17 protein-coding genes, 1 pseudogene and 1 riboswitch are annotated in these 19,304 nt (G+C 73.6%); of the genes and pseudogenes, 8 read left to right on the top strand and 10 right to left on the bottom strand.

The features are described from left to right. Window positions 1-84, bottom strand: a pseudogene (locus tag ABZ646_RS05150) (thiamine biosynthesis protein ThiS); the annotation flags it as partial. Continuing rightward, window positions 81-1,250, bottom strand: a complete 1,170-nt coding sequence (gene thiO, locus ABZ646_RS05145) for a glycine oxidase ThiO (protein WP_360513092.1) — start codon at window positions 1,248-1,250, stop codon at window positions 81-83. The gene thiO and the pseudogene ABZ646_RS05150, both read right to left, overlap by 4 nt. Continuing rightward, a riboswitch (TPP riboswitch) is annotated at window positions 1,248-1,359 on the bottom strand. Its footprint overlaps the gene before it by 3 nt. A 133-nt stretch (window positions 1,360-1,492) precedes the next feature. Between thiO and ABZ646_RS05140 the strand changes: the two genes are divergently transcribed. The 5 genes from ABZ646_RS05140 to ABZ646_RS05120 all read left to right on the top strand — a co-directional run bounded on the left by ABZ646_RS05140 (window position 1,493) and on the right by ABZ646_RS05120 (window position 6,014). Beyond that, entirely contained in the window at window positions 1,493-2,731 is a 1,239-nt protein-coding gene (locus ABZ646_RS05140; RefSeq protein ID WP_360513090.1) for an FAD-dependent oxidoreductase, read from the top strand. 121 nt (window positions 2,732-2,852) lie between these two features. Further along, entirely contained in the window at window positions 2,853-3,218 is a 366-nt protein-coding gene (locus ABZ646_RS05135; protein ID WP_360513088.1) for an Rv2175c family DNA-binding protein, read from the top strand. Between the two features lie 41 nt (window positions 3,219-3,259). After that, entirely contained in the window at window positions 3,260-3,907 is a 648-nt protein-coding gene (gene thiE / locus ABZ646_RS05130) for a thiamine phosphate synthase (RefSeq protein ID WP_360513086.1), read from the top strand. Between the two features lie 128 nt (window positions 3,908-4,035). Then, window positions 4,036-4,959 carry a methylenetetrahydrofolate reductase [NAD(P)H] gene (metF, locus tag ABZ646_RS05125; RefSeq protein ID WP_360513084.1) on the top strand — a complete coding sequence of 308 codons (924 nt, stop codon included), beginning with the start codon at window positions 4,036-4,038 and terminating at the stop codon, window positions 4,957-4,959. A 56-nt stretch (window positions 4,960-5,015) separates the two neighbouring features. Then, window positions 5,016-6,014, top strand: a complete 999-nt coding sequence (locus tag ABZ646_RS05120) for a hypothetical protein (protein WP_360513082.1) — start codon at window positions 5,016-5,018, stop codon at window positions 6,012-6,014. A gap of 43 nt (window positions 6,015-6,057) precedes the next feature. Here the strand turns inward: ABZ646_RS05120 and ABZ646_RS05115 are convergent, their stop codons facing one another. The 5 genes from ABZ646_RS05115 to ABZ646_RS05095 all read right to left on the bottom strand — a co-directional run bounded on the left by ABZ646_RS05115 (window position 6,058) and on the right by ABZ646_RS05095 (window position 12,045). Next, window positions 6,058-7,566 carry an NAD(P)/FAD-dependent oxidoreductase gene (locus ABZ646_RS05115; RefSeq protein WP_360513080.1) on the bottom strand — a complete coding sequence of 503 codons (1,509 nt, stop codon included), beginning with the start codon at window positions 7,564-7,566 and terminating at the stop codon, window positions 6,058-6,060. Between the two features lie 47 nt (window positions 7,567-7,613). Beyond that, on the bottom strand, window positions 7,614-8,228 hold the full coding sequence (locus ABZ646_RS05110) for a DUF4126 domain-containing protein (RefSeq protein WP_360513078.1): 615 nt from the start codon (window positions 8,226-8,228) through the stop codon (window positions 7,614-7,616). A 289-nt stretch (window positions 8,229-8,517) separates the two neighbouring features. Then, the gene (locus ABZ646_RS05105; protein WP_132886282.1) at window positions 8,518-9,144 is read right to left on the bottom strand and encodes a TetR/AcrR family transcriptional regulator; all 627 of its coding nucleotides are present in this window, start codon (window positions 9,142-9,144) and stop codon (window positions 8,518-8,520) included. A gap of 62 nt (window positions 9,145-9,206) precedes the next feature. Next, on the bottom strand, window positions 9,207-11,291 hold the full coding sequence (locus ABZ646_RS05100) for a YhgE/Pip domain-containing protein (protein WP_360513076.1): 2,085 nt from the start codon (window positions 11,289-11,291) through the stop codon (window positions 9,207-9,209). After that, complete coding sequence (locus ABZ646_RS05095; RefSeq protein ID WP_360513074.1) at window positions 11,263-12,045, bottom strand: ATP-binding cassette domain-containing protein; 783 nt, start codon at window positions 12,043-12,045, stop codon at window positions 11,263-11,265. Before ABZ646_RS05095 ends, ABZ646_RS05100 begins: the two co-directional genes overlap by 29 nt. A 188-nt stretch (window positions 12,046-12,233) precedes the next feature. Here ABZ646_RS05095 and ABZ646_RS05090 point away from each other — a divergent pair, with 188 nt between their 5' ends. From ABZ646_RS05090 to ABZ646_RS05080, 3 genes are all read left to right on the top strand, one after another. Further along, complete coding sequence (locus ABZ646_RS05090) at window positions 12,234-12,803, top strand: SAV_6107 family HEPN domain-containing protein (protein WP_360513072.1); 570 nt, start codon at window positions 12,234-12,236, stop codon at window positions 12,801-12,803. Window positions 12,804-12,933: 130 nt separating this feature from the next. Continuing rightward, window positions 12,934-13,704: a methyltransferase gene (locus tag ABZ646_RS05085; protein WP_360513070.1), complete on the top strand. Its 771-nt coding sequence runs from the start codon at window positions 12,934-12,936 to the stop codon at window positions 13,702-13,704. 277 nt (window positions 13,705-13,981) lie between these two features. Continuing rightward, window positions 13,982-14,371 carry a DUF3040 domain-containing protein gene (locus ABZ646_RS05080; protein WP_360513068.1) on the top strand — a complete coding sequence of 130 codons (390 nt, stop codon included), beginning with the start codon at window positions 13,982-13,984 and terminating at the stop codon, window positions 14,369-14,371. A gap of 100 nt (window positions 14,372-14,471) precedes the next feature. On the opposite strand, the gene ABZ646_RS05075 is transcribed toward ABZ646_RS05080, so the two are convergent. From ABZ646_RS05075 to ABZ646_RS05065, 3 genes are read right to left on the bottom strand one after another with little or no spacing between them, the layout of a single operon-like run. Next, window positions 14,472-16,856, bottom strand: coding sequence for a DUF3488 and transglutaminase-like domain-containing protein (locus ABZ646_RS05075; RefSeq protein ID WP_360513066.1), 2,385 nt, complete (start codon window positions 16,854-16,856; stop codon window positions 14,472-14,474). Further along, window positions 16,856-18,199 carry a DUF58 domain-containing protein gene (locus ABZ646_RS05070; protein WP_360513064.1) on the bottom strand — a complete coding sequence of 448 codons (1,344 nt, stop codon included), beginning with the start codon at window positions 18,197-18,199 and terminating at the stop codon, window positions 16,856-16,858. The genes ABZ646_RS05075 and ABZ646_RS05070 overlap by 1 nt, the downstream gene beginning before the upstream one ends. Next, window positions 18,199-19,239: a MoxR family ATPase gene (locus ABZ646_RS05065; RefSeq protein ID WP_360513062.1), complete on the bottom strand. Its 1,041-nt coding sequence runs from the start codon at window positions 19,237-19,239 to the stop codon at window positions 18,199-18,201. Before ABZ646_RS05065 ends, ABZ646_RS05070 begins: the two co-directional genes overlap by 1 nt. Window positions 19,240-19,304: the final 65 nt, after the last annotated feature.

Genomic DNA, 19,304 nt, shown 5'->3' with positions numbered 1-19,304 from the left:
CGCGGTCGTCAGGGACTGCACGAGCGTGTCCAGAGCGGTGCCCGGGGCGATCTCCCGGCGCTCCCCGTTGACGGAGATGTTCATGCGGTCTGCTCCACGAGTACGTCGAGAACGGGGCCGAAGCGCCTCGGCGTGAACGGACGGGCCTCGGCCGGCAGCTCGCCGCCGGTCAGCAGCTCCGCCATCACGTCCCCCGTGACCGGCGTGAGCAGCACCCCGTTGCGGTAGTGCCCGGTGGCCAGCGCCAGCCCGTCGAGGCGGGTCGGCCCGAGCAGCGGCGCGTTGTCGGGGGAGCCGGGGCGCAGCCCGGCCCGGGTCTCGGCCAGCGGCAGTTCGGTGATGCCGGGAACCAGCTCATGGGCGTCGCGCAGCAGCTCGTAGACGCCGCCCGCCGTGACGGTGGTGTCCCAGCCCAGCTCCTCACTGGTCGCGCCGACGACCAGCTCGCCGTTCTCCCTGGGCACCAGGTAGACATTGCCGCCCCGCACCACGGCCCGCACGGTCCGGCTGAGGAACGGCGCGTGGCGCGGGGGCACCGTCAGTCGCAGCACCTGCCCCTTCACGGGCCGCACCGGCGGCAGCACGTCGTCGGGGACGCCTGCCAGCCGCCCGCTCAGGCTCCCGCCCGCGAGCACCACCTGCCCGGCGCCCAGCGTCCGTCCCGCGCGCGTGACGGCGCCGGCCGCCCGCTCCCGTACGACGTCCAGCCGCTCGGCCCAGTCGCGGTGGAACACCACCCCGGCCCGCTCGCACGCCGTGACCAGGGCGGCCGCCAGCCGACGCGGGTCGATCTGGTGGTCGCCGTCGACCCGCAGCCCGCCGCGCACCCCGGGCGCCAGCATCGGCTCCAGGCGCCGGCACTCCCGCCCGGAAAGCCACTGCGAGTCCAGACCCGACTGCTGCTGCAGGGCGTGCAGTTCCCGCAGGTGGGCGCGGTCGTCGGCGTCCAGGGCGACCGCGAGCGTGCCGCAGCGCCGGTAGCCGAGGTCCTGGCCGGTCAGCTCGGTCAGCTCGGCGGCGAAGCCGGGATAACGGCGGGCGGAGGCCAGGTTGAGCCCCAGCAGGGTCTGCTCGCCGTGGTGCAGTTCGGTGACCGCGGCCAGCATCCCGGCCGCGACCTGCGCGGCCCCGCCGCCGGGCGCCGGGTCGACCACGGTGGTGGCGAGCCCGCGCTGAGCCGCCCGCCAGGCCGTGACCAGACCGATGATCCCGCCCCCGATGACGAGGACGTCGGACGTACGTGAGGACATGGGCGTCCAGCCCCTCCCTTCGCCGGCATGACCCGGATCAGGTTCGTACGGTCGGAGGCCGCCAGCCTCCCTCTCAGCCCGGTGCGTCCGGGCTCCCGCGTGTGCTTGTACGTCCGCCACCCTAGCCCGAGTCGTCCGGCGCGGTAAGGACGCCCTCGCCGGGCGCTGTGCAACAGGTCACGCGGCACGCCCCCTGACTGACTCTTTGTCAGTTGTCTATCGTTCTTGTCCATGGTGATCAGGTGAGCGGGCAGACGCAGCGACAGGGCACGTCACAGGAGCGGCGCGTGGTCGTCGTGGGCGCGGGCATGGCCGGGGTGCAGACCGCCGTCGCCCTGCGCGAGCGGGGTTTCACGGGCACGGTCACGCTGATCGGCGCCGAGCCGCACCAGCCGTACGACCGGCCGCCGCTCTCCAAGGCCGTGCTGCTCGGCAAGGCGGAGGGCTCGGCCTTCGAGGTCGACTTCGAGGCGCTCGGCATCGAGCTGGCGCTGGGCCGCGAGGCGGTCGGCGTGCGCACCGCCGACCACGAGCTGGACACCGAGGCGGGACCGGTGCCGTACGACGTCCTGGTGCTCGCGACCGGTGCCGAGCCGATCACGCTGCCCGGCACCGAGGGGGTGCCCGGCGTCCACCTGCTGCGCACCCTGGACGACGCCGAGCGGCTGCGGCCGGTGCTCGCCCGGCAGCACGACATCGTGGTGGTCGGCGCGGGCTGGATCGGCGCCGAGTTCGCCACGGCCGCGCGTGCCGCCGGCTGCGCGGTGACCGTCGTGGAGGCCGCCGACCGGCCGCTCGCCGGGGCCCTGCCCGCCGATGTCGCCGCGCCAATGGCCGCCTGGTACGCGGACAGCGGCACCGAACTGCGCACGCACGCGCGCGTGGCGCGCGTCGAACCCGGCGCGGTGGTCCTCGACGACGGCGCGCGGGTCCCCGCGGGCGCCGTCGTGGTCGGCATCGGCGCCCGCCCCGCCACCGGCTGGCTGGCCGGCTCCGGCATCGAGCTGGGCGCCCACGGCGACGTGATCGCCGACGACCGCCTGCGCACCGGCGCGCCGGACGTCTACGCCGTCGGCGACTGCGCGTCCTTCCCGTCCGGCCGCTACGGCGACCGCCTGCTGATCCACCACTGGGACAACGCCCTTCAGGGCCCGCGCACGGTGGCCGCCAACATCCTCGGCGAGTCCGACGCCGTCTACGACCCGGTGCCGTACTTCTGGTCCGAACAGTTCGGCCGCTTCGTCCAGTACGCGGGCCACCACGCGTCCGCCGACCGGATGATCTGGCGCGGCGACCCGACGGGCCCGGCCTGGAGCGTCTGCTGGCTCCGCGAAGACCGCCTGACGGCCCTCCTGGCGGTAGGCCGCCCCCGAGACCTGGCCCAGGGCCGCCGCCTGATCGAGGCGGGGCGCCAGATGAACCCGGAGGCCCTGGCCGACCCGGCCCGCCCTCTGAAGAACGCGACTGCAGCGCCCCAATAGGGGCGCTGGGGGTACCCCCGGCCGAAGGCTGGGGGAGGAACTGCGCGACAAGCCACGACGGTGCCGCACTCCGGACGACTACCGATCGCACCCCACCCGGCGGAGCGCCTACCCTGGACCCGTGACCGAGATTGACGCAAACATCGATGCTCTCGTCCCCGCCTGGCTCACCCTCCCCGACATCGCAGAGATGCTCGACGTCGAGGTGACCCGCGTGCGGCAGCTGGTCAAGGAGGGCCAGCTCATCGCCGTCCGCCGCGGTGAGAACAGGGCGCTGCACGTCCCCGCCGCCTTCATCGACGGGGACAAGGTCGTCAAGGGCCTGGCCGGCACCCTGACGCTGCTGCGGGACGACGGCTTCAACGACGAAGAGATGCTGGAGTGGCTCTTCACCCCCGACGAGACCCTGCCCGGCACCCCCGCGCAGGCGCTCAGCGAGAATCGCGGCACGGAGGTGAAGCGCCGCGCCCAGGCGCTCGCCGTCTGAGGCGACCGGCAACCGGCAACGACACCACGGGGGACCCACCGATGACCGACACCGCCCGCGCCCGGCTGGCCGACGCCCGTCTGTACCTGTGCACGGACGCCCGAAAGGAGCAGGGAGACCTCGCCGAGTTCCTGGACGCGGTGCTGGCGGGCGGTGTCGACATCGTGCAGCTGCGCGACAAGGGCATGGAGGCCGCCGAGGAGCTGGCGCACCTCGCCGTCTTCGCCGAGGCCTGCGCCCGGCACGGCAAGCTGCTCGCGGTCAACGACCGCGCCGACGTGGCCCACGCCGCCGACGCCGACGTGCTCCATCTCGGCCAGGGAGACCTGCCGGTGACGGCCGCCCGCGCGGTCCTCGGCCCGGACGTCCTCGTCGGCCGCTCCACGCACGCCGAGGCGGAGGCCGCCGCGGCGGCCGTCCAGGACGGCGTGGACTACTTCTGCACCGGCCCCTGCTGGCCCACCCCCACCAAGCCCGGCCGGCCCGCCCCCGGGCTCGACCTGGTGCGGTACACCGCGGCCCTGGGCACCGAGCGCCCCTGGTTCGCCATCGGCGGCATCGACCTGGGCAACCTCGACCAGGTGCTGGAGGCGGGCGCCCGCCGCGTGGTGGTCGTCCGCGCGCTCACCGCGGCCGACGACCCGGGCGCGGCGGCGGCGGAGTTCGCCAAGCGGCTTCGGTCGGCGTGACCGGCTCGGGGCCCCTGCCGGGGTGTGATGTCCGGAAACCTGTCCAGCATCCGGACGCGGGCTCGGCAATTCGGGCAAATTTCCCGAGTGTGGTTGGGTGTCCGTCCGCCCCTGACTAACCTGCGGGTATGGCCCTAGGAACCGCATCCACCAGGACTGACCGCGCACGCACCGTGCGCGACATGCTCGCCACCGGCAAGACCACGTACTCCTTCGAGTTCTCGGCGCCGAAGACCCCCAAGGGTGAGCGGAACCTGTGGAGCGCGCTCCGGCGGGTCGAGGCGGTCGCCCCCGACTTCGTCTCCGTGACCTACGGCGCCGGCGGGTCCACCCGCGCGGGCACCGTCAAGGAGACCCAGCAGATCGTCGCCGACACCACCCTCACCCCGGTCGCCCACCTCACCGCGGTCGACCACTCGCTGGCCGAGCTGCGCAACATCATCGGCCAGTACGCGGACGCCGGGATCCGCAACATGCTCGCGGTGCGCGGCGACCCGCCCGGCGACCCGATGGGGCAGTGGGTGGCGCACCCGCAGGGGCTGACCTACGCGGCCGAACTCGTCCGGCTCATCAAGGAGTCGGGTGACTTCTGCGTGGGCGTCGCGGCCTTCCCCGAGATGCACCCGCGCTCCGACGACTGGGACGCCGACGTACGGCACTTCGTCGACAAGTGCCGCGCGGGCGCCGACTACGCCATCACGCAGATGTTCTTCCAGCCCGAGTCGTACCTTCGTCTTCGTGACCGGGTCGGCGCGGCCGGCTGCCGTACTCCGGTGATTCCGGAAATCCTGCCGGTCACCAGTGTGAAGATGCTGGAACGGTTGCCCAAACTCAGCAACGCGGTCTTCCCGGACGCCCTGAAAGAGCGGATCCTCACAGCAAAAGACGATCCGACGGCGGTACGCTCCATTGGCATCGAATACGCCACGGAGTTCTGCGCTCGGCTGCTCGCCGAGGGAGTGCCCGGACTGCACTTCATCACGCTCAACAACTCCACGGCCACGCTGGAAATCTACGAGAACCTGGGCCTGCACCATCCCCCGCAGGCCTAGACCGGCCGCACCGGTGTACGACACACTGCGTAGCGGTCACTGGGAGAGGGGCGTACATGGGCTGGACGGTCCTCTACGTAGCGTTCGGCGTCGTCGCACTGTGGTTGCTCGGCGAGGTACTGCTGCAGTACAAGGCGCGGCTGCGCTGGCGGCTGCTCGCCTTCGCGGGCTTCCTCGGCGTCGTCCTGGGCGTCCTGATCCCGTCCGTGATCGTCATCGGCGTGGGCGCGATCGCCTTCGCGGTCGGCCAGACGTACGTCACGTTGTCGTTCCGCCGCGGCTTCGAAGCCGGCTGGGCGGTCAAGCGCCCCGACACGGACGGTGACGGCCGGGGCCTCAGCCTCGGGCTGACCAAGCGCCGCCGCGGCGAGCCGGACGAGAACCCGGGCCTGGAAGCCACCGACCCGGACGCCGCCGACGCCGCCTACGCCGAGCAGCAGGCCGGCTACGCCACCGGCAGCACCCCCGCCTACCGCGGCGACGACGACTACGACGACGTCTTCACCCCCGGTGCCCGCTCGACCGAGCCGACCGCCGCCGAGTCCACGGCGGTGTACGAGCCGCAGCCGATGCCCGACGACACCGGCTCCTACGGCGTCTACCGCGGCTCCGGCTACGCCGCGGCCGGCGACCAGCAGGCCGCGTACGCGACCGCGGGCCAGGAGCAGGGGTACGCCGCCGAGGGCTCCGACCAGAACTACGCCTACGACTACTCGGGCTACGGCCAGCAGCAGTACGGCTACGACACGAGCGGCCAGCAGCAGTACGCCAACTACTCCGACCCGTACATCGGCAACCAGACCTACGGCGGCGCCGGGTACGACGCGTCGTACGGCACCCAGCAGTACGACCAGCAGGGCTACGCCCAGGGCCAGTACGGGAACGGCGGCTACGGCGAGACCCCGGCGGGCGGTGTCTGGGTCCCGCAGCAGCGCGCCGACGAGACCTTCGGCGGGGAACTCCCGCAGGAGGAGCAGTACCCCTACCAGGGCGACGGCCAGGCGCAGCAGCAGGCCCGGCCCGGCACCGGGTACGACGAGCAGTACCGCTTCTGAGATCCGGCGGCGTTTCTGCGATCCCGGCCCCGGCGCGCGATCCTCACTGGGAGCCGCGGAACTCCGGTCCCTCCACGATCAGCCCGGCCACCAGCGCCCCCGACATACCGGAGTGCGGCAGCCCGCCGCCCGGGTGCGCCCACCGGCCCACCCGGTACAGGCCCGGCAGCCGGGTGGTGTTGGCCGGGTGCAGGAAGCGGCCCCGGCCGGCCGCGAGGGCGGGCGCGGAGATCCCGCCGGACCCGGGGGCGCCCGGTTCCGGCGCCCGGGTCTCCTGCCAGAGCAGGCGCTCCCGCAGCTCCGGCACCGCGGCCTCGGCGGCTTCGAGGAGGAGGTCCGTGTAGGTCCGGGCCGTGTCCTCCCGCTCCCAGCCCGCCTCGGCCGACAGCACCGCCGACAGCACCACGGACTCGTGGTCGCCGTCCGGTGCGAGTGCCGGGTCGTCGGGCCGCAGCACGGTCACGGTCGGGCGCACCGGCCGGTCCCCGCCGGGCGCGACCAGCAGGTCCAACTCGGTCTGGTCGTCCGGCGCGTGCACGACGGTGCGGTGCGCGGCACCGGCCTCGCGCCCGCCCCGGAGCGCGAGCAGCACGCTGAAACGGACCGGGCGCGCCGTGCCGGTGTCGGCACGCACGTCCGTGTCGGCGTCGAGAAGGCCCGGCGCCGAACCGGTGAGGGCGGCCAGCCGGGCCGGGTCCACCCCGGCGACCACATGGTCGGCGTCGCTCACCCGTCCGTCCGCCAGTTCCACCCCCGCCGCGCGGCCGTCCTTCACCGGCACCGCGGTGACCTCGGCGCCGAAGACGAACTCGACCCGCCGCTTCAGGCACCGCTCGTACACTGCACGCGCCAGCTCTCTCATGCCGCCGCGCACGTACCAGGTGCCGAAGGCATGCTCCAGGTACGGCAGCACGGCGGCGCTCGCGGGAGCGGTGCGCGGGTCCAGGCCGTATGCGAGGGCATGGCCGTCCAGGAGGGCGGCCAGCCGTTCGTCGCGCAGCTCCCAGGCGCCGATCTCGGCGAGCGTGGCCGCCCGGCGGGTGCGCAGCAGCTTCTTGTGCGGGACCGACGGGTACGGCTCGCGTTCGGCCAGTACCTGCCAGTTCGGCCACAGCGGCTCCTCCAGGAGCGGGCGCCGGGTGCGGTCCCAGGCCTCCCGGGCCCGCACCAGGAAATCGCCCCAGCGCTGCCCGGCGCCGGACCCGAGGGCCTCGTCGAGGGCGCCGACGACCCCCGCGCGGGACGCGTTCGGCAGGGACACCACCGTGCCGTCCGCGAAGACGTGCCGGGCCGACGGGTCGACCTGGACCAGCTCGACGCAGTCCTCCAGCGGCTCCTTGCCGGTCTTGACGAACAGGTCGCGGTACACGGCGGGCAGCGGCAGCAGCGCGGGGCCGGTGTCGAAGGCGAACCCGTCGCGCTCGAACCGGCGCACCGCACCGCCGTACGTCTCCGTGCGCTCGTACACCGTCACCCGGTGGCCCGCGACGGCCAGCCGGGCGGCCGCCGCCATGGCGCCCATGCCGGCGCCGATCACCGCAATCCGTCCCATGCCCGCGACTTTATCGACCACCACCGACAGTCCGGTCCGGCGGGCCGTCAGCCGGGTGGCCGTGCCACCCGCGCGGCGAGCCGCCGTTCCGCGCGGCGCTGGGCGCGGCGCCGTCGGAACCGCCGGATCCGGGAGACCAGGAACACCAGCACGACCAGCCCGGCGGCCAGCAGCACCGCCGCGACGATCGCCGCCGCCAGCGGGTGGAACATCGCGAACGCCACGATCGCGCCGACCCCGAGATCCTCCGCCAGGCTCAGCACGATGTTGCTGAACGGCTCGGGGGAGGCGTTGACCGCCATCCGGGTCCCGGCCTTGACGGTGTGGCTGGCCAGTGCCGTCGAACCGCCGACCAGCCCGGCCACCACGTCGTTGACCGAGCCGCTGTGCCCGGCGAGCAGCGCCCCGACCCAGGCGCCCGCCACCGGCCGGATGACCGTGTGCACGGAGTCCCACACCGAGTCCACGTACGGGATCTTGTCGGCGACCGCCTCGCACAGGAACAGCACGCCCGCGACGATCAGCACCTCGGGGCGCTGCAGCGTCGCGGGGACGTCGTCGCTCAGGCCGGTCGCGCCGAAGACGCCGAGCAGCAGCACCACCGCGTACGCGTTGATTCCGCTGGCCCAGCCGCTGGTGAAGACCAAGGGGAGTACCGACACGGACGCGATGGTAACCAGTCGGCGGCCGCACGTCCTGGGTCCGTGTGCGCACACCTGAGTACGCGTACCCAGGGGGCGAGTTGAGTACGTGCGCGGATGGGCCGCGACCTGTGCCGACGAGAGAGTTGAGGCACGGAGAAGGGGCGCGGGTCCGGCACCGCCGACACGGGGCGGCGGAACGGCGCCGGCGCCCCCGACCGCTCCTTCCGCCGATTCGCGTCGGCGGAAGCGAGACACGGGGGAGAGGCGACCCGGGGGACGACGGGGGCGCAGGAGAGGCGGGAAGGGCTCAGCCCTTCCCGCTCACCCGTCCCTGAAGCAGCCGGGACAGGGCCGCGTGGACGTCGTCCAGGGAGCGCTCCGGCTGGAAGGACTTCCAGTCGAGGGCCGCCACCAGCACCATCCCGACCAGCGCCGCCGCCGTCAGCTGGACGTCGATCTCGTCGCTGAACTCACCGTTCTCCACGCCCTCGCGCAGCACCCCCTCGACGACCGCGACGGCCTGCTGCCTGACCACCATCAGGGTGGACTGCCAGGCCCGGTTGGTGCGCCACAGCTCGGCCACGTAGAGCTGGGTGAAGGCGGGGTAGCGGTCGATGAAGACGAGGCCCGCGCGGACCATCGCGTCCAGGGCGTCGACCCGGCTGCCGCCCTCCCGCGCGGTCCGCTCGGCGGCCTCCCGCAACGAGGCGGTGAGGAGGCCCACGCCGTGCCGCAGCAGTTCCTCGAAGAGGACCGACTTGCTCGCGAAGTTGTAGTAGACCGTGCCCTTCGCGACCCCGGCACGCTCGGCGATCTCGTCCACCGTGGTGGCGGAGAAGCCCTGCTCGGCGATGAGTGTGACGGCGGCCTCGTAGAGCTTCTGCCGGGTGGCCTCACGGCGTGTGCCGCCGCCCGTGGTGCTGCTGCTTTCCATACTCCTGATTCTCACAGGAACGCCGGCCCCGGCGGGTACGGAAGAGGAGGTCATGAGGGTCCTCACAGACTCAGTTCGGGATGCAGCCGGTCCAGCGTCCACACCTGGCGGCGCCGCGCCGAGAGGGCGGTGAGCGCGAGGGCGCCGGCGGTGAACGCCGCGAGGACGGCGCAGGCCTGCCACACCGGCCCGAGCCCGCCGCCCGTGATCAGCCTGCGCAGCGCCGCCACGACATAGCTCATCGGCAGGAACGGGTGGACGGCGTTGAAGAAGCCGGGGCTGGTCTGCACGGGGTACGTGCCGCCCGCGGACGTCAGCTGGACCATCAGCAGGGCGAGGACGAGGATGCGTCCGGCCGCCCCGAACCGCGCGTTGAGCCACTGCACGATCGCCGCGAAACAGGCCGCCACCAGGAACAGGAACCCGACCGTGCCGGCCGCGCGGACCATCTGGAGCCCGATCGCCCAGTGCAGTACGGCCATCAGTGCGGCCGTCTGCAGCACCCCGATCGCGACCACCGGCAGCCAGCCCGCCAGCGCGATCCGCCAGGCCGCCGAACCGGCCGCCAGGGCACGCCGGTTGAGGGGCGGGATCAGCATGTAGGCGACCATCGCGCCGACCCACAGGGACAGCGGGATGAAGTACGGGGCGAACCCGGTGCCGTAGTTGGGCGCCTTGTGCAGGTCGTGGGAGGCGAGCTGGACCGGGTCGGCCATGACACCGGTGCGCCGGTCGCGGTCCTTCTTGTCGTAGTCGGGAATCTTCCCGGCGCCGTCGTGCAGTCCGCCGGCCAACTTGCCGGAGCCGTCGACGAGCTTGTACATCCCGCCACTCAGGTCGTCGGCGCCGGTCTCCAGCCTGCCGATGCCCGCGTCCAGGTCGGTGGCGCCGGTGGTGGCGGTGCCGAGGCCGGTGTGCAGTTTCGCGGCGCCCGCGGCCACCTGGGCGGCGCCTTGGTTCAGCTTGTCGATCTTCTTGACGGCGCCGGCGACGTCCTCGGAGAGGTGCGGCGCGCGGTCGGCCAGTGCCCGGGCCTGCGTCTGCAGCGTGCCGAGGTTCTCGTCGAGCGTCTTCAGGTCGCCGTTCTGGTCGGCGATCAGGGTGTCGAGGTCGTCGGCGACGGCGGCCACGTCGTCGGCCGCGTCCCTGGCCTTCTTGAGGTCGGGGCAGGCCGGGTCGGTGAGCAGCTGTGCCGAGCAGCGGGCCCGGTAGACCTGGTCCAGGGTGTCGGCGGCGGCGTGCGCCGCCTTGTCGGCCGCGGGCGCGGCCCTCACCAGGACGCCCAGGTTGTCCCGGACGGTCCCCGCGGAGTCGGCGACCAGCCGGGCGGTGTCACCGATGGTCTTCTCGTTGTCCTTCAGGTACGGGCCGACCTCGGCGTAGACCCCGTCGACCCGGTCCGCGAGCTGCTGGGTGCCGTCCGCGACCTGCCGCGAGCCGGTTTCCAGCTTCCCGGCGCCCGCGTCCAGCTTCTTGATGCCCCCGGCGAGCTTCCCGCTGCCGGTCCTGGCGTCCTTCAGGCCGTCCGCGAGGTCCTTGGAGCCCTTCTCGGCCTTCCCGATGCCCCCGGTGAGCGTGTCGGCACCCTCGGCGGCCTTCTCGGTCTGCCCGTGGATGTCGGCGAACGAGATGAAGATCCGGTCCAGGAAGGACCGGGACGCCTTGGTGGACGCGGCCGAGCGCACCTCGTTGAAGACCGTGCGGGAGATCTGCCCGACGATGTAGTTGTTCGCGTCGTTCGTGCGCACCTGGAGCGCGCCGGTCTCCGGTGAGTTCCCCGCGCTGGAGGCGACCCGCGCGCTGAAGTCGGCCGGCATGGTCAGCGACAGGTAGTACGTGCCGTTCTCGACACCCCGGCGGGCGTCGGCGGCGCTCACCTCGTGCCAGTCGAAGGTGTCGCTGTCCCGCAGGCCGGCCACGATGTCGTCACCCGCGCTGATCCTCCTGCCGTCGGCCGTCGCCCCCTTGTCGTCGTTGACGAGCGCCACCGGGATGCGGTCCAGGCGCCCGTACGGGTCCCAGAACGACCACAGGTACAGCGCCCCGTACAGCAGCGGCAGCACCAGCAGGGCCACCAGGGCCGCGCGCGGCAGCCGCCCCCGCCCGAAGCGCCTGAGCTCAAGCGCGGCCAGTCGCGGCGAACGCATCGTCGGCCTCCTCCCCGGTTCCGGCGCCTTCCGGTGCCTCGGCTGCAGCGGTCTCCTGTCCCCGCGCGGCGGTCCCGGTGCGTACGACGACGGCCCCCGCCATCGCCTCCCCGCACACCACCAGGACCGTCGTCCCGGACTCGGCGATCGACGCCAACAGGGTCCGCACCTCGGCCCGTTCGGCCTCCGAGAGCTTCAGGTCCGCGTCGTCCACGGCCAGCAGCCGGGGCTTGGCGACCAGCGCCAGCGCCACGGACAGCCGCAGCGCCTCGATCCGCTCCAGATCCCGTACGGCGGTCCTGGCGCCCTTGGGCAGCGCCTCCAGGTCGAGCCCGGCGGCGGCCAGGGCGTCGTCGATCCGCTGGCCCGCGCGTGCCGCCCTCTCGGCGCGCGGCCGCAGCAGATCGCGCAGGGAGTCGCCGAACCGGCGCTGCAGCAGGGCCCGTTCGCGCAGGTGCTCGCCGACGGTCAGGGCGGGTTCCAGGTCGGTCACCCCGGCGACGTTGGCCACCGCGCTGATCCGGCGGACGGCCGCAGGCTGCTTGGGGAGCCGGGCCTCGCCCACCGTCGCGGTGCCCTCGGTGGCCTTCATCCGGCCGGTGAGCGTCAGCAGCAGACAGGTCCGGCCGGAACCGGACGGTCCCTCCACCGCGATCAGCGCCCCGGGCCCGGCGTCCACGGTGACCCCCCGGAACGCCCAGCCCCGCGGGCCTTTCACCCCGAGGCCCTCGGCTGTGACTGACACGCCGTGCACGGGTACCCCCTCCTCCGCGACTTCCGTACGCTCGTATTTTGCACTGACTGGTCAGTATAAAAAGTACCCCGAACCTTCGATCGAAGCAAAAGCCCAGGTCAGAACGGATTGTCAGTGGCATACCGCACGATGGGCACATACGGCACCCGGTGTGAGGGAGCCGTCACCCAGACGACAGGAGGTTCGTCATGGCCAACTCGTCAGCCGCCGCCCACCGGCGCCGCGCCACCGGCCCTGCCCCCTCACTGACCGGCCCGGCGAGCGACGTGCACCCCGTGCTCCGCCGGGCCACGGCCCCGCCCGCCGCCCTCGACCTGCTCGCCCAGGCCCGCGCCGCCCTCGACGAGGCCGAACTCCTCGACACCCCCAACGAGCGCTACGCGACGGCCCACCTGGCCGCCCTGCGCACCGCGGCCGCCGTGCTCGCCGCCCGCGCCCGGCCCGAGACCTCGCCGCGGCGCCGGGCCCGCATCCGCAGCGCCTGGGAGGTGCTCCCCGAGGTCGCCCCCGAGCTCACCGAGTGGAGCGCCCTGTTCGCCTCGGGCGCCGGACGCCGCGCCCGCGCCGAGGCGGGCATCCAGGGCGCGGCCGGCCGCCGCGACGCCGACGACCTGATACGTGACGTCGGGATGTTCGTCCGCATCGTCGAGCGGATGCTCGTCCTGCAGCCGGTGCTGCCCCAGCCGCGCCGCCAGGAGGACGAGCGACCGGACGGCGGCACGGCAGGGCCGGGAAGGGAGCTGCCCGACGCGGGGTGACCGGGCGAGGCGGCGGAGGCAATAGGGTGGAGAGAGCCTGAAGCCTTCCCTCCGCCCGCGCCCGGGCCGGGGAGGCACCGAGTTCGCGCCGCCGGGCAGCAGGCGGTGCCGCGCCGAGGAGTCAACTGCCGTGCCGGACCCCACACGACCCCGCGCTTCGCTCCGTACCGCCGTGGTCTGGGACGTCCTCCAGGAGGCCCTCGACCGCCGGGTCAAGGCCACCGGCCGGGACACCCTGGACGTCCTCGACACCGGCGGCGGCAGCGGCAACTTCGCCGTCCCCCTGGCCCGCCTCGGACACCGCGTCACCGTCGTCGACCCCAGCCCCAACGCGCTGTTCGCCCTGGAGCGCCGCGTCGCCGAGGCCGGAGTCGCCGACCGCGTCAGGGGCGTCCAGGGCGACGTCCTCGGCCTGTTCGACGTGGTCGAGCGCGGCGGTCACGACGTCGTCCTCTGCCACGGCGTCCTGGAGCACGTGGACGACCCGGCCGAGGGCGTGCGCAACACGGTGGCCGCGCTGCGCTCCGAGGGTGCCCTCAGCCTGCTCGCGGCCGGGCTCGGCGGGGCCGTGGTCGCCCGGGCCCTCGCCGGCCACTTCACCGAGGCCAAGCAGGCCCTCGACGACCCCGACGGCCGCTGGGGCAGCGGCGACCCCATGCCCCGCCGCTTCACCGCCGAACAGCTCACCGGCCTGGTCGAGGACGCCGGGCTGGCCGTCGCCGCCGTGCACGGCGTGCGGGTCTTCGCCGACCTGGTCCCCGGCGTCCTGGTGGACACCGAACCCGGTGCCCTCGACGCCCTGCTCAAGCTGGAGGCGGCCGCCGCCGAGCTCCCCGCCTTCCAGGCCCTCGCCACCCAGCTCCATGTCCTCGGCGAGACACCGGGTGCGGACGGTACCTGAGGATCTCCTGAGACGACCCCGCTGATCAGGGACTCGGCGGCGGATGGAGTACGCCACAGGCCCCCCGATCGAGGGGTTTGCGCCGTATGATCGAGGGAGACCACCCGGCATGACGGGCCGGTAGCTGGGGAATGGAAGCCTCAGCGAGCCGGGACCGCCATGGCGGGTTCCGGTTGGCCAATTGGCCTAGAGGGGCGGGTTTCACGGGGGCGATTCCCTGCCTATCCTGAAGGGACCCCCCGGGTCGCCCCGGCGACTGCACGATGAGGAGGACGCCGTGCCGCTCTCGGAGCACGAGCAGCGAATGCTTGAGCAGATGGAGCGAGCGCTGTACGCCGAAGACCCCAAGTTCGCGACAGCGCTTGAGGGAAGCGGCCTGCGGACGTACACCCGGCGCCGGGTCTACCAGGCGGTGGCCGGCTTCCTCGTGGGTATCGCGCTCCTCATCGCCGGAATGGTCGTCCAGCAGGTCTGGGTGAGCGTGGTGGGCTTCCTCGTCATGCTGGGCTGTGCGGTGCTCGCCGTCACCGGCTGGCGCAAGGCCCCGAAGCCCGGGGAGCAGCCCGCGGCAGGCGCGCAGGCCCGCCGTCAGGGCCGGCCGAAGCGGTCCATGATGGACCGCATCGAGGAGCGCTGGCAGCGCCGCCGCGACGAACAGGGCCACTGACGGCCTCGCGGAGAGGCCGGACAGAGCGTGACTGAGGGGTGACCGCCGACGGGCGGTCACCCCTCAGTCGTCGTCGGCCGTGGCCGTCAGCTCCCCGCCGTCAGCTCTGCTGCCCCGACGGCTTCCGCAGCGCCGGACGTGCGGCCGCCGCCCGCTCCCGCAGCCGCGCCCACCACGACGACGCTGCCCACAGCACACGCACGGACGACCGCGGAGCGAGCAGCGCCCGCAGCCGCGCGGAGCCCCCGACCGTGCCGTCGAACGCGGCCGAGACCCTGCGGACGTCGTCCGCGAGCCCCGCCGTCAGCCGTGGCCGCGGCGCGTACAGCACCTGCTCCACCGCGTCCGCCACCCGGTGCACCGACTCCGCGGCGACCGGGTCGAGACGGCCCAGCCGGACGATCCGGTCGGCCGTGCCGCGCGGGGTCTGCGAGTCGTCCGGCGGGACGCCGAAGTCCCAGGCGGTGTCGGTCAGTTCCTGCCAGACCGCCAGCGTGTGCGCCGCCACCCCCGCGGGGGTCCGGTCATGGGCCCCCAGCCGCCGGGCCCGCACCCGCCGCCGGTACAGCATCGGCGACAGCGGCGCCACCAGCACGGCGAACCCGGCCAGCGCCCACAGCGCCGGCTGCCACCACGGCGTCCCGCCGTCGCTCTGCCGCACCGTGCCGGCCGCCGACGGACTCGCGCAGACGCCCTGCTTGCGCAGCTGGGGCGTGCAGCCCGCGCTCTGCGACGCCGAGGCGGACGGTGCGGCCGACGTGCCCTGGGAAGGCAGCGCCTCGTTCGGCACGGACGAGCCGGGGGTGTCCGACACCGTGTACGACGGCGTCGTGCCCCGCGTCGGGGTCGGCTCGAAACGGGTCCAGCCCACCCCCTCGAAGTACAGCTCCGGCCAGGCGTGCGCGTCCTTCAGCCCCACCGACACCGTGCCGTCCGACTGCGGGGTGCCGGGCGCGAAGCCCACCGCGACCCGGGCCGGGATGCCCAGCGTCCGGGCCATCGCGGCCATCGCGAACGAGAAGTGCACGCAGAAGCCGCGCTTCTGCTTCAGGAAGTTCGCGATCGCGCCCTCGCCCTGGCCGACCGCCACCTGGGTGTCGTACTGGAAGCCGCCGGTCACGGCGAAGTAGTCCTGGAGCTTGACCGCCTCCTCGTAGTGGCTCGACGAGCCGGCGGTGACCTCCCTGGCCGTGCGCGCCACCACCGACGGCAGCGACGAGGGCACCTCGGTGTACTCCTTCTTCAGCGCCGGCGGCGGCTCCGGGGCCGCCGCCAGTTGCTCGGCCGTCGGCTGCACGTCCAGGCTGGTCACCTGGTAGGTCTCCCCGCGCGTGTTCTGCCCGTGGTCGCCGACCAGGGTCATGCCGACCGGCTCGTAGCGCCAGGTGCCGGCCACCTTCACCCCGCTCGGCGGGTACGGCATCGGCAGCCAGTCCTGGGCGTACCAGTCGGCGGCCGCGATCGAGGTCCGCACCGTCGTGCGCTTGACGTCGCCGCTCAGGCCGGCCGGGGTCGGGAACGTGTCCGGCACCCCGGTGATGTGCCGCTGGGCGGGCTTCCAGGTGGTGCCGTCGAAGTCGTCCAGGGAGACGATCCGCAGGTACAGGTCGGAGACGTCGTCGCTGGTGGTCCTGACGGACAGCACCTGGCGGTCCTCGTCCACGTTGAGGCTGTCGCGCAGCGACACCAGCGGGTTGACCGCGGAGATCGTGCCGCCGTTCCCGTTGCCCACGCCGACCCCGGCGCCGGTGCCGTCCAGCAGTCCGCCCTGGATCGAGGGCATCGCCAACGGCACGAACAGGGCGACACCCAGCACGGCGAAGCCGATCCGGCGCCCGGTGCGCACCGGGGCCACCGCACCGTTCTCCGGGCCGCCCGGGGCCCGCGAGACCCCGCCGAACACCCGGCCCCACTGGGAGAGCCGGTCCCGGCCTTCGGCGAGCAGCAGCATCAGGTAGCCGGCCGCCGCCACCAGGAACCACAGCCAGTCGGCTGGCCCGTCGGACAGCCCCGCCGCCACCGAGTACAGCGCGAGCAGCGGCAGCCCGGCCGGGGCCGCGCTGCGGAAGGTCACCGCCAGGGTGTCCACGACCAGCCCGACGACCAGCACCCCGCCGACCACCATCAGCCGGATGCCGTCCGAGAGCGGCGCGGGTATCGCATACCGGCTGACGTCCTCGGAGCCCTGCCGGAGCAGGTCGGCGAAGTGGCGGAAGGCGTCCGGGCCGGGGATCACCCCGAGGATCGCGTGGTCCCGGGCGAAGACCAGGGTCAGCATCAGCAGACCGGCCAGGGCCTGGGCGGCCACCGTCAGCGGCCGGGCCAGCGGCACCCGCCGGGCGGCGGCCCCCACGCCCGTCTGCACCGCGACCAGGAACGCCGCCTGGAACAGCCAGGTCTTCGGCGAGACCAGGGGCAGCAGGGCGCAGGACGCCATCAGCGTCGCCGCCGCCGCGGTGAGGGCCAGCCGGGCCCGTCCGCTCATCACCGTGCCTCCCCGCTCACCGCGGCCATCGAGGAGCGCTCCCGGTCGGCCTGCCGCCACAGCTCGGCGAGCGAGGCGCCGCGCGGCACGCCGACGGCGGTCCAGCCGGCCTCGCGCAGCATCCGCAGGCGCTCCTCGTGGGCGTTGCCCGGCGCGGGCACGTCGGTGGGTTCCCGCACCCAGGTGTCCGGGTCCAGCACGAAGGCGACGGCACCGCCGCTGCGCCGGCGCATCTTCGCGACCACCGCGGCCTGCTCCTCGTCGAGATCGCCCAGGAAGGCCATGAGCAGCCCCTCGTTCCCGCCGCGCAGCACGTCGTAGGCCCGGGACAGGCCCGCGCCGTCCGAGTGGTCGACCACGGCCAGGGTGTCCATCATCAGCCCGGCCGCGTCGGCCGACTCCTGGGAGCCCGCGAAACCGTCGGCGCCCTCGCCGGGCACCGTGCTGCCGGTGTCCGTCAACAGCCGCACCGAGAAGCCGCGTTCGAGCATGTGGACCAGGACGGAGGCGGCGCCGGAGACCGCCCACTCGAACGCCGAGTCGGGGCCCGCTCCTTCGTAGGCGAGGCCGCGGGTGTCAAGGAGCACCGTGCAGCGGGCCCGCTGCGGCTGCTCCTCGCGGCGCACCATCAGCTCGCCGTGGCGGGCGGTGGAACGCCAGTGCACCCGGCGCAGGTCGTCGCCGTAGCGGTAACCGCGCGGGATCACGTCGTCCTCGCCGGCCAGGGCCAGCGAGCGCTGCCGTCCGTCGCCGTACCCCCTGGCCTCGCCGCTGAGCCGGATCGGCGGCAGCGGCTCCACCTTCGGGATGACGGTCAGGGTGTCGAACGTCGAGAAGGAACGGGTCAGTTCGCACATCCCGAACGGGTCGGTCAGGCGCAGCTGGAGCGGGCCCAGCGGATAGCGGCCCCGCAGGTCCGAGCGGACCCGGTAGGAGACCTCGCGGCGGCCGCCCGGCTCCACCCGGTCCAGGACGAAGCGGGGACGCGGGCCGAGCACGTAGGGCACCCGGTCCTGGAGCATCAGCAGGCCGGTGGGCAACCGTGAGACGTTGTCCATCCGCAGGTGGACCCGGGCCTCGCTGCCGGCCGGTACCCGCGCGGGGGAGAGCCGGCGGCTGCCGGCCACCCGGTAGCGGGTGCGGTAGAGCACGGTTGCGCAGATCAGCGGCAGCACGGCGAGCAGCAGCCCGACCCGGCGCAGATCGGCCTGGCCGAGGATGTACGCGCAGATCACCGCCGCGATGCCGGCCGCCAGGAAGGACCGGCCACGGGTGGTCAGCCCGGCCAGGGCCGTGCGGATCCCGCCCGGCTCCCCGCGGTCGGCCTCCGCCGGGGCGCCCATCACAGACTCCGCGGAGGCTGCTGGGGATACGCCGGCACACCCCGGCCCAGACCGCCGAAGCCGGCCTGCTGCTGGGGCGCCGCGGGCACCGGGGTGGACTGCAGGATCTCCTGGACCACCTGCTCCGAGGTGCGCCGGTTGAGCTGGGCCTGGGCAGTGGGCAGCAGCCGGTGCGCGAGGACCGCGACGGCGAGCGCCTGTACGTCGTCCGGCAGCGCGTACTCCCGGCCGCTGAGGGCAGCGGAGGCCTTCGCCGCGCGCAGCAGATGCAGCGTCGCGCGCGGGGAGGCGCCGAGTCTGAGGTCGGGGTGGGTGCGGGTGGCGGCCACCAGGTTCACCGCGTACCGGCGGACCGGTTCGGCGACGTGGACCCCGCGCACGGCCTCGATCAGCTTCACGACGTCATGGGCGTGCGCCACCGGCTGGAGGTCGTCCAGGGGGTTGACCGCGCCGTGCACGTCGAGCATCTGCAACTCGGCCTCCACGCTCGGGTAGCCGACCGAGACGCGGGCCATGAACCGGTCGCGCTGAGCCTCCGGGAGCGGGTAGGTGCCCTCCATCTCGACCGGGTTCTGGGTCGCGACCACCATGAACGGGCTGGGCAGTTCATAGGTCTGCCCGTCGATGGTGACCTGCCGCTCCTCCATCGACTCCAGCAGCGCGGACTGGGTCTTGGGGGAGGCGCGGTTGATCTCGTCTCCGATCACGATCTGGGCGAAGATCGCGCCCGGTTTGAACTCGAAGTCCCGGCGCTGCTGGTCCCAGATGGACACGCCGGTGATGTCCGACGGCAGCAGGTCGGGCGTGAACTGGATACGCCGCACCGTGCAGTCGATGGACCGTGCCAGCGCCTTCGCCAGCATCGTCTTGCCCACGCCCGGGACGTCCTCGATGAGGAGATGTCCCTCGGCGAGCAGCACGGTCAGCGAAAGCCGTACGACCTCGGGCTTGCCCTCGATCACACCCTCCACCGAACTGCGGACGCGCTCCACAGTGGCGGTCAGATCAGTGAGGCTCGCTCGATCGTCATAGGTCGTCACCCGGCCCTCCTCGGCCCGTTTTTGCCCGGGCCGGTGCTTCGTCTCGCATCTCCGGCCACCCCGAA

The sequence above is a fragment of the Streptomyces sp. NPDC007162 genome, assembly GCF_040634175.1.
Classification (GTDB): Bacteria; Actinomycetota; Actinomycetes; order Streptomycetales; family Streptomycetaceae; genus Streptomyces.
This window is presented reverse-complemented; position numbering and strand designations above follow the sequence as displayed.

Excerpts from the sequence above, each read along its gene's own strand:
- ABZ646_RS05115 (WP_360513080.1), bottom strand. The coding sequence starts at position 7,566 with ATGGGACGGATTGCGGTGATCGGCGCCGGCATGGGCGCCATGGCGGCG.
- metF (WP_360513084.1), top strand. The coding sequence starts at position 4,036 with ATGGCCCTAGGAACCGCATCCACCAGGACTGACCGCGCACGCACCGTG.
- ABZ646_RS05070 (WP_360513064.1), bottom strand. The coding sequence starts at position 18,199 with ATGGGCGCCCCGGCGGAGGCCGACCGCGGGGAGCCGGGCGGGATCCGC.
- ABZ646_RS05090 (WP_360513072.1), top strand. The coding sequence starts at position 12,234 with ATGGCCAACTCGTCAGCCGCCGCCCACCGGCGCCGCGCCACCGGCCCT.
- ABZ646_RS05105 (WP_132886282.1), bottom strand. The coding sequence starts at position 9,144 with ATGGAAAGCAGCAGCACCACGGGCGGCGGCACACGCCGTGAGGCCACC.
- ABZ646_RS05075 (WP_360513066.1), bottom strand. The coding sequence starts at position 16,856 with ATGAGCGGACGGGCCCGGCTGGCCCTCACCGCGGCGGCGGCGACGCTG.
- ABZ646_RS05120 (WP_360513082.1), top strand. The coding sequence starts at position 5,016 with ATGGGCTGGACGGTCCTCTACGTAGCGTTCGGCGTCGTCGCACTGTGG.
- ABZ646_RS05100 (WP_360513076.1), bottom strand. The coding sequence starts at position 11,291 with ATGCGTTCGCCGCGACTGGCCGCGCTTGAGCTCAGGCGCTTCGGGCGG.
- thiO (WP_360513092.1), bottom strand. The coding sequence starts at position 1,250 with ATGTCCTCACGTACGTCCGACGTCCTCGTCATCGGGGGCGGGATCATC.
- thiE (WP_360513086.1), top strand. The coding sequence starts at position 3,260 with ATGACCGACACCGCCCGCGCCCGGCTGGCCGACGCCCGTCTGTACCTG.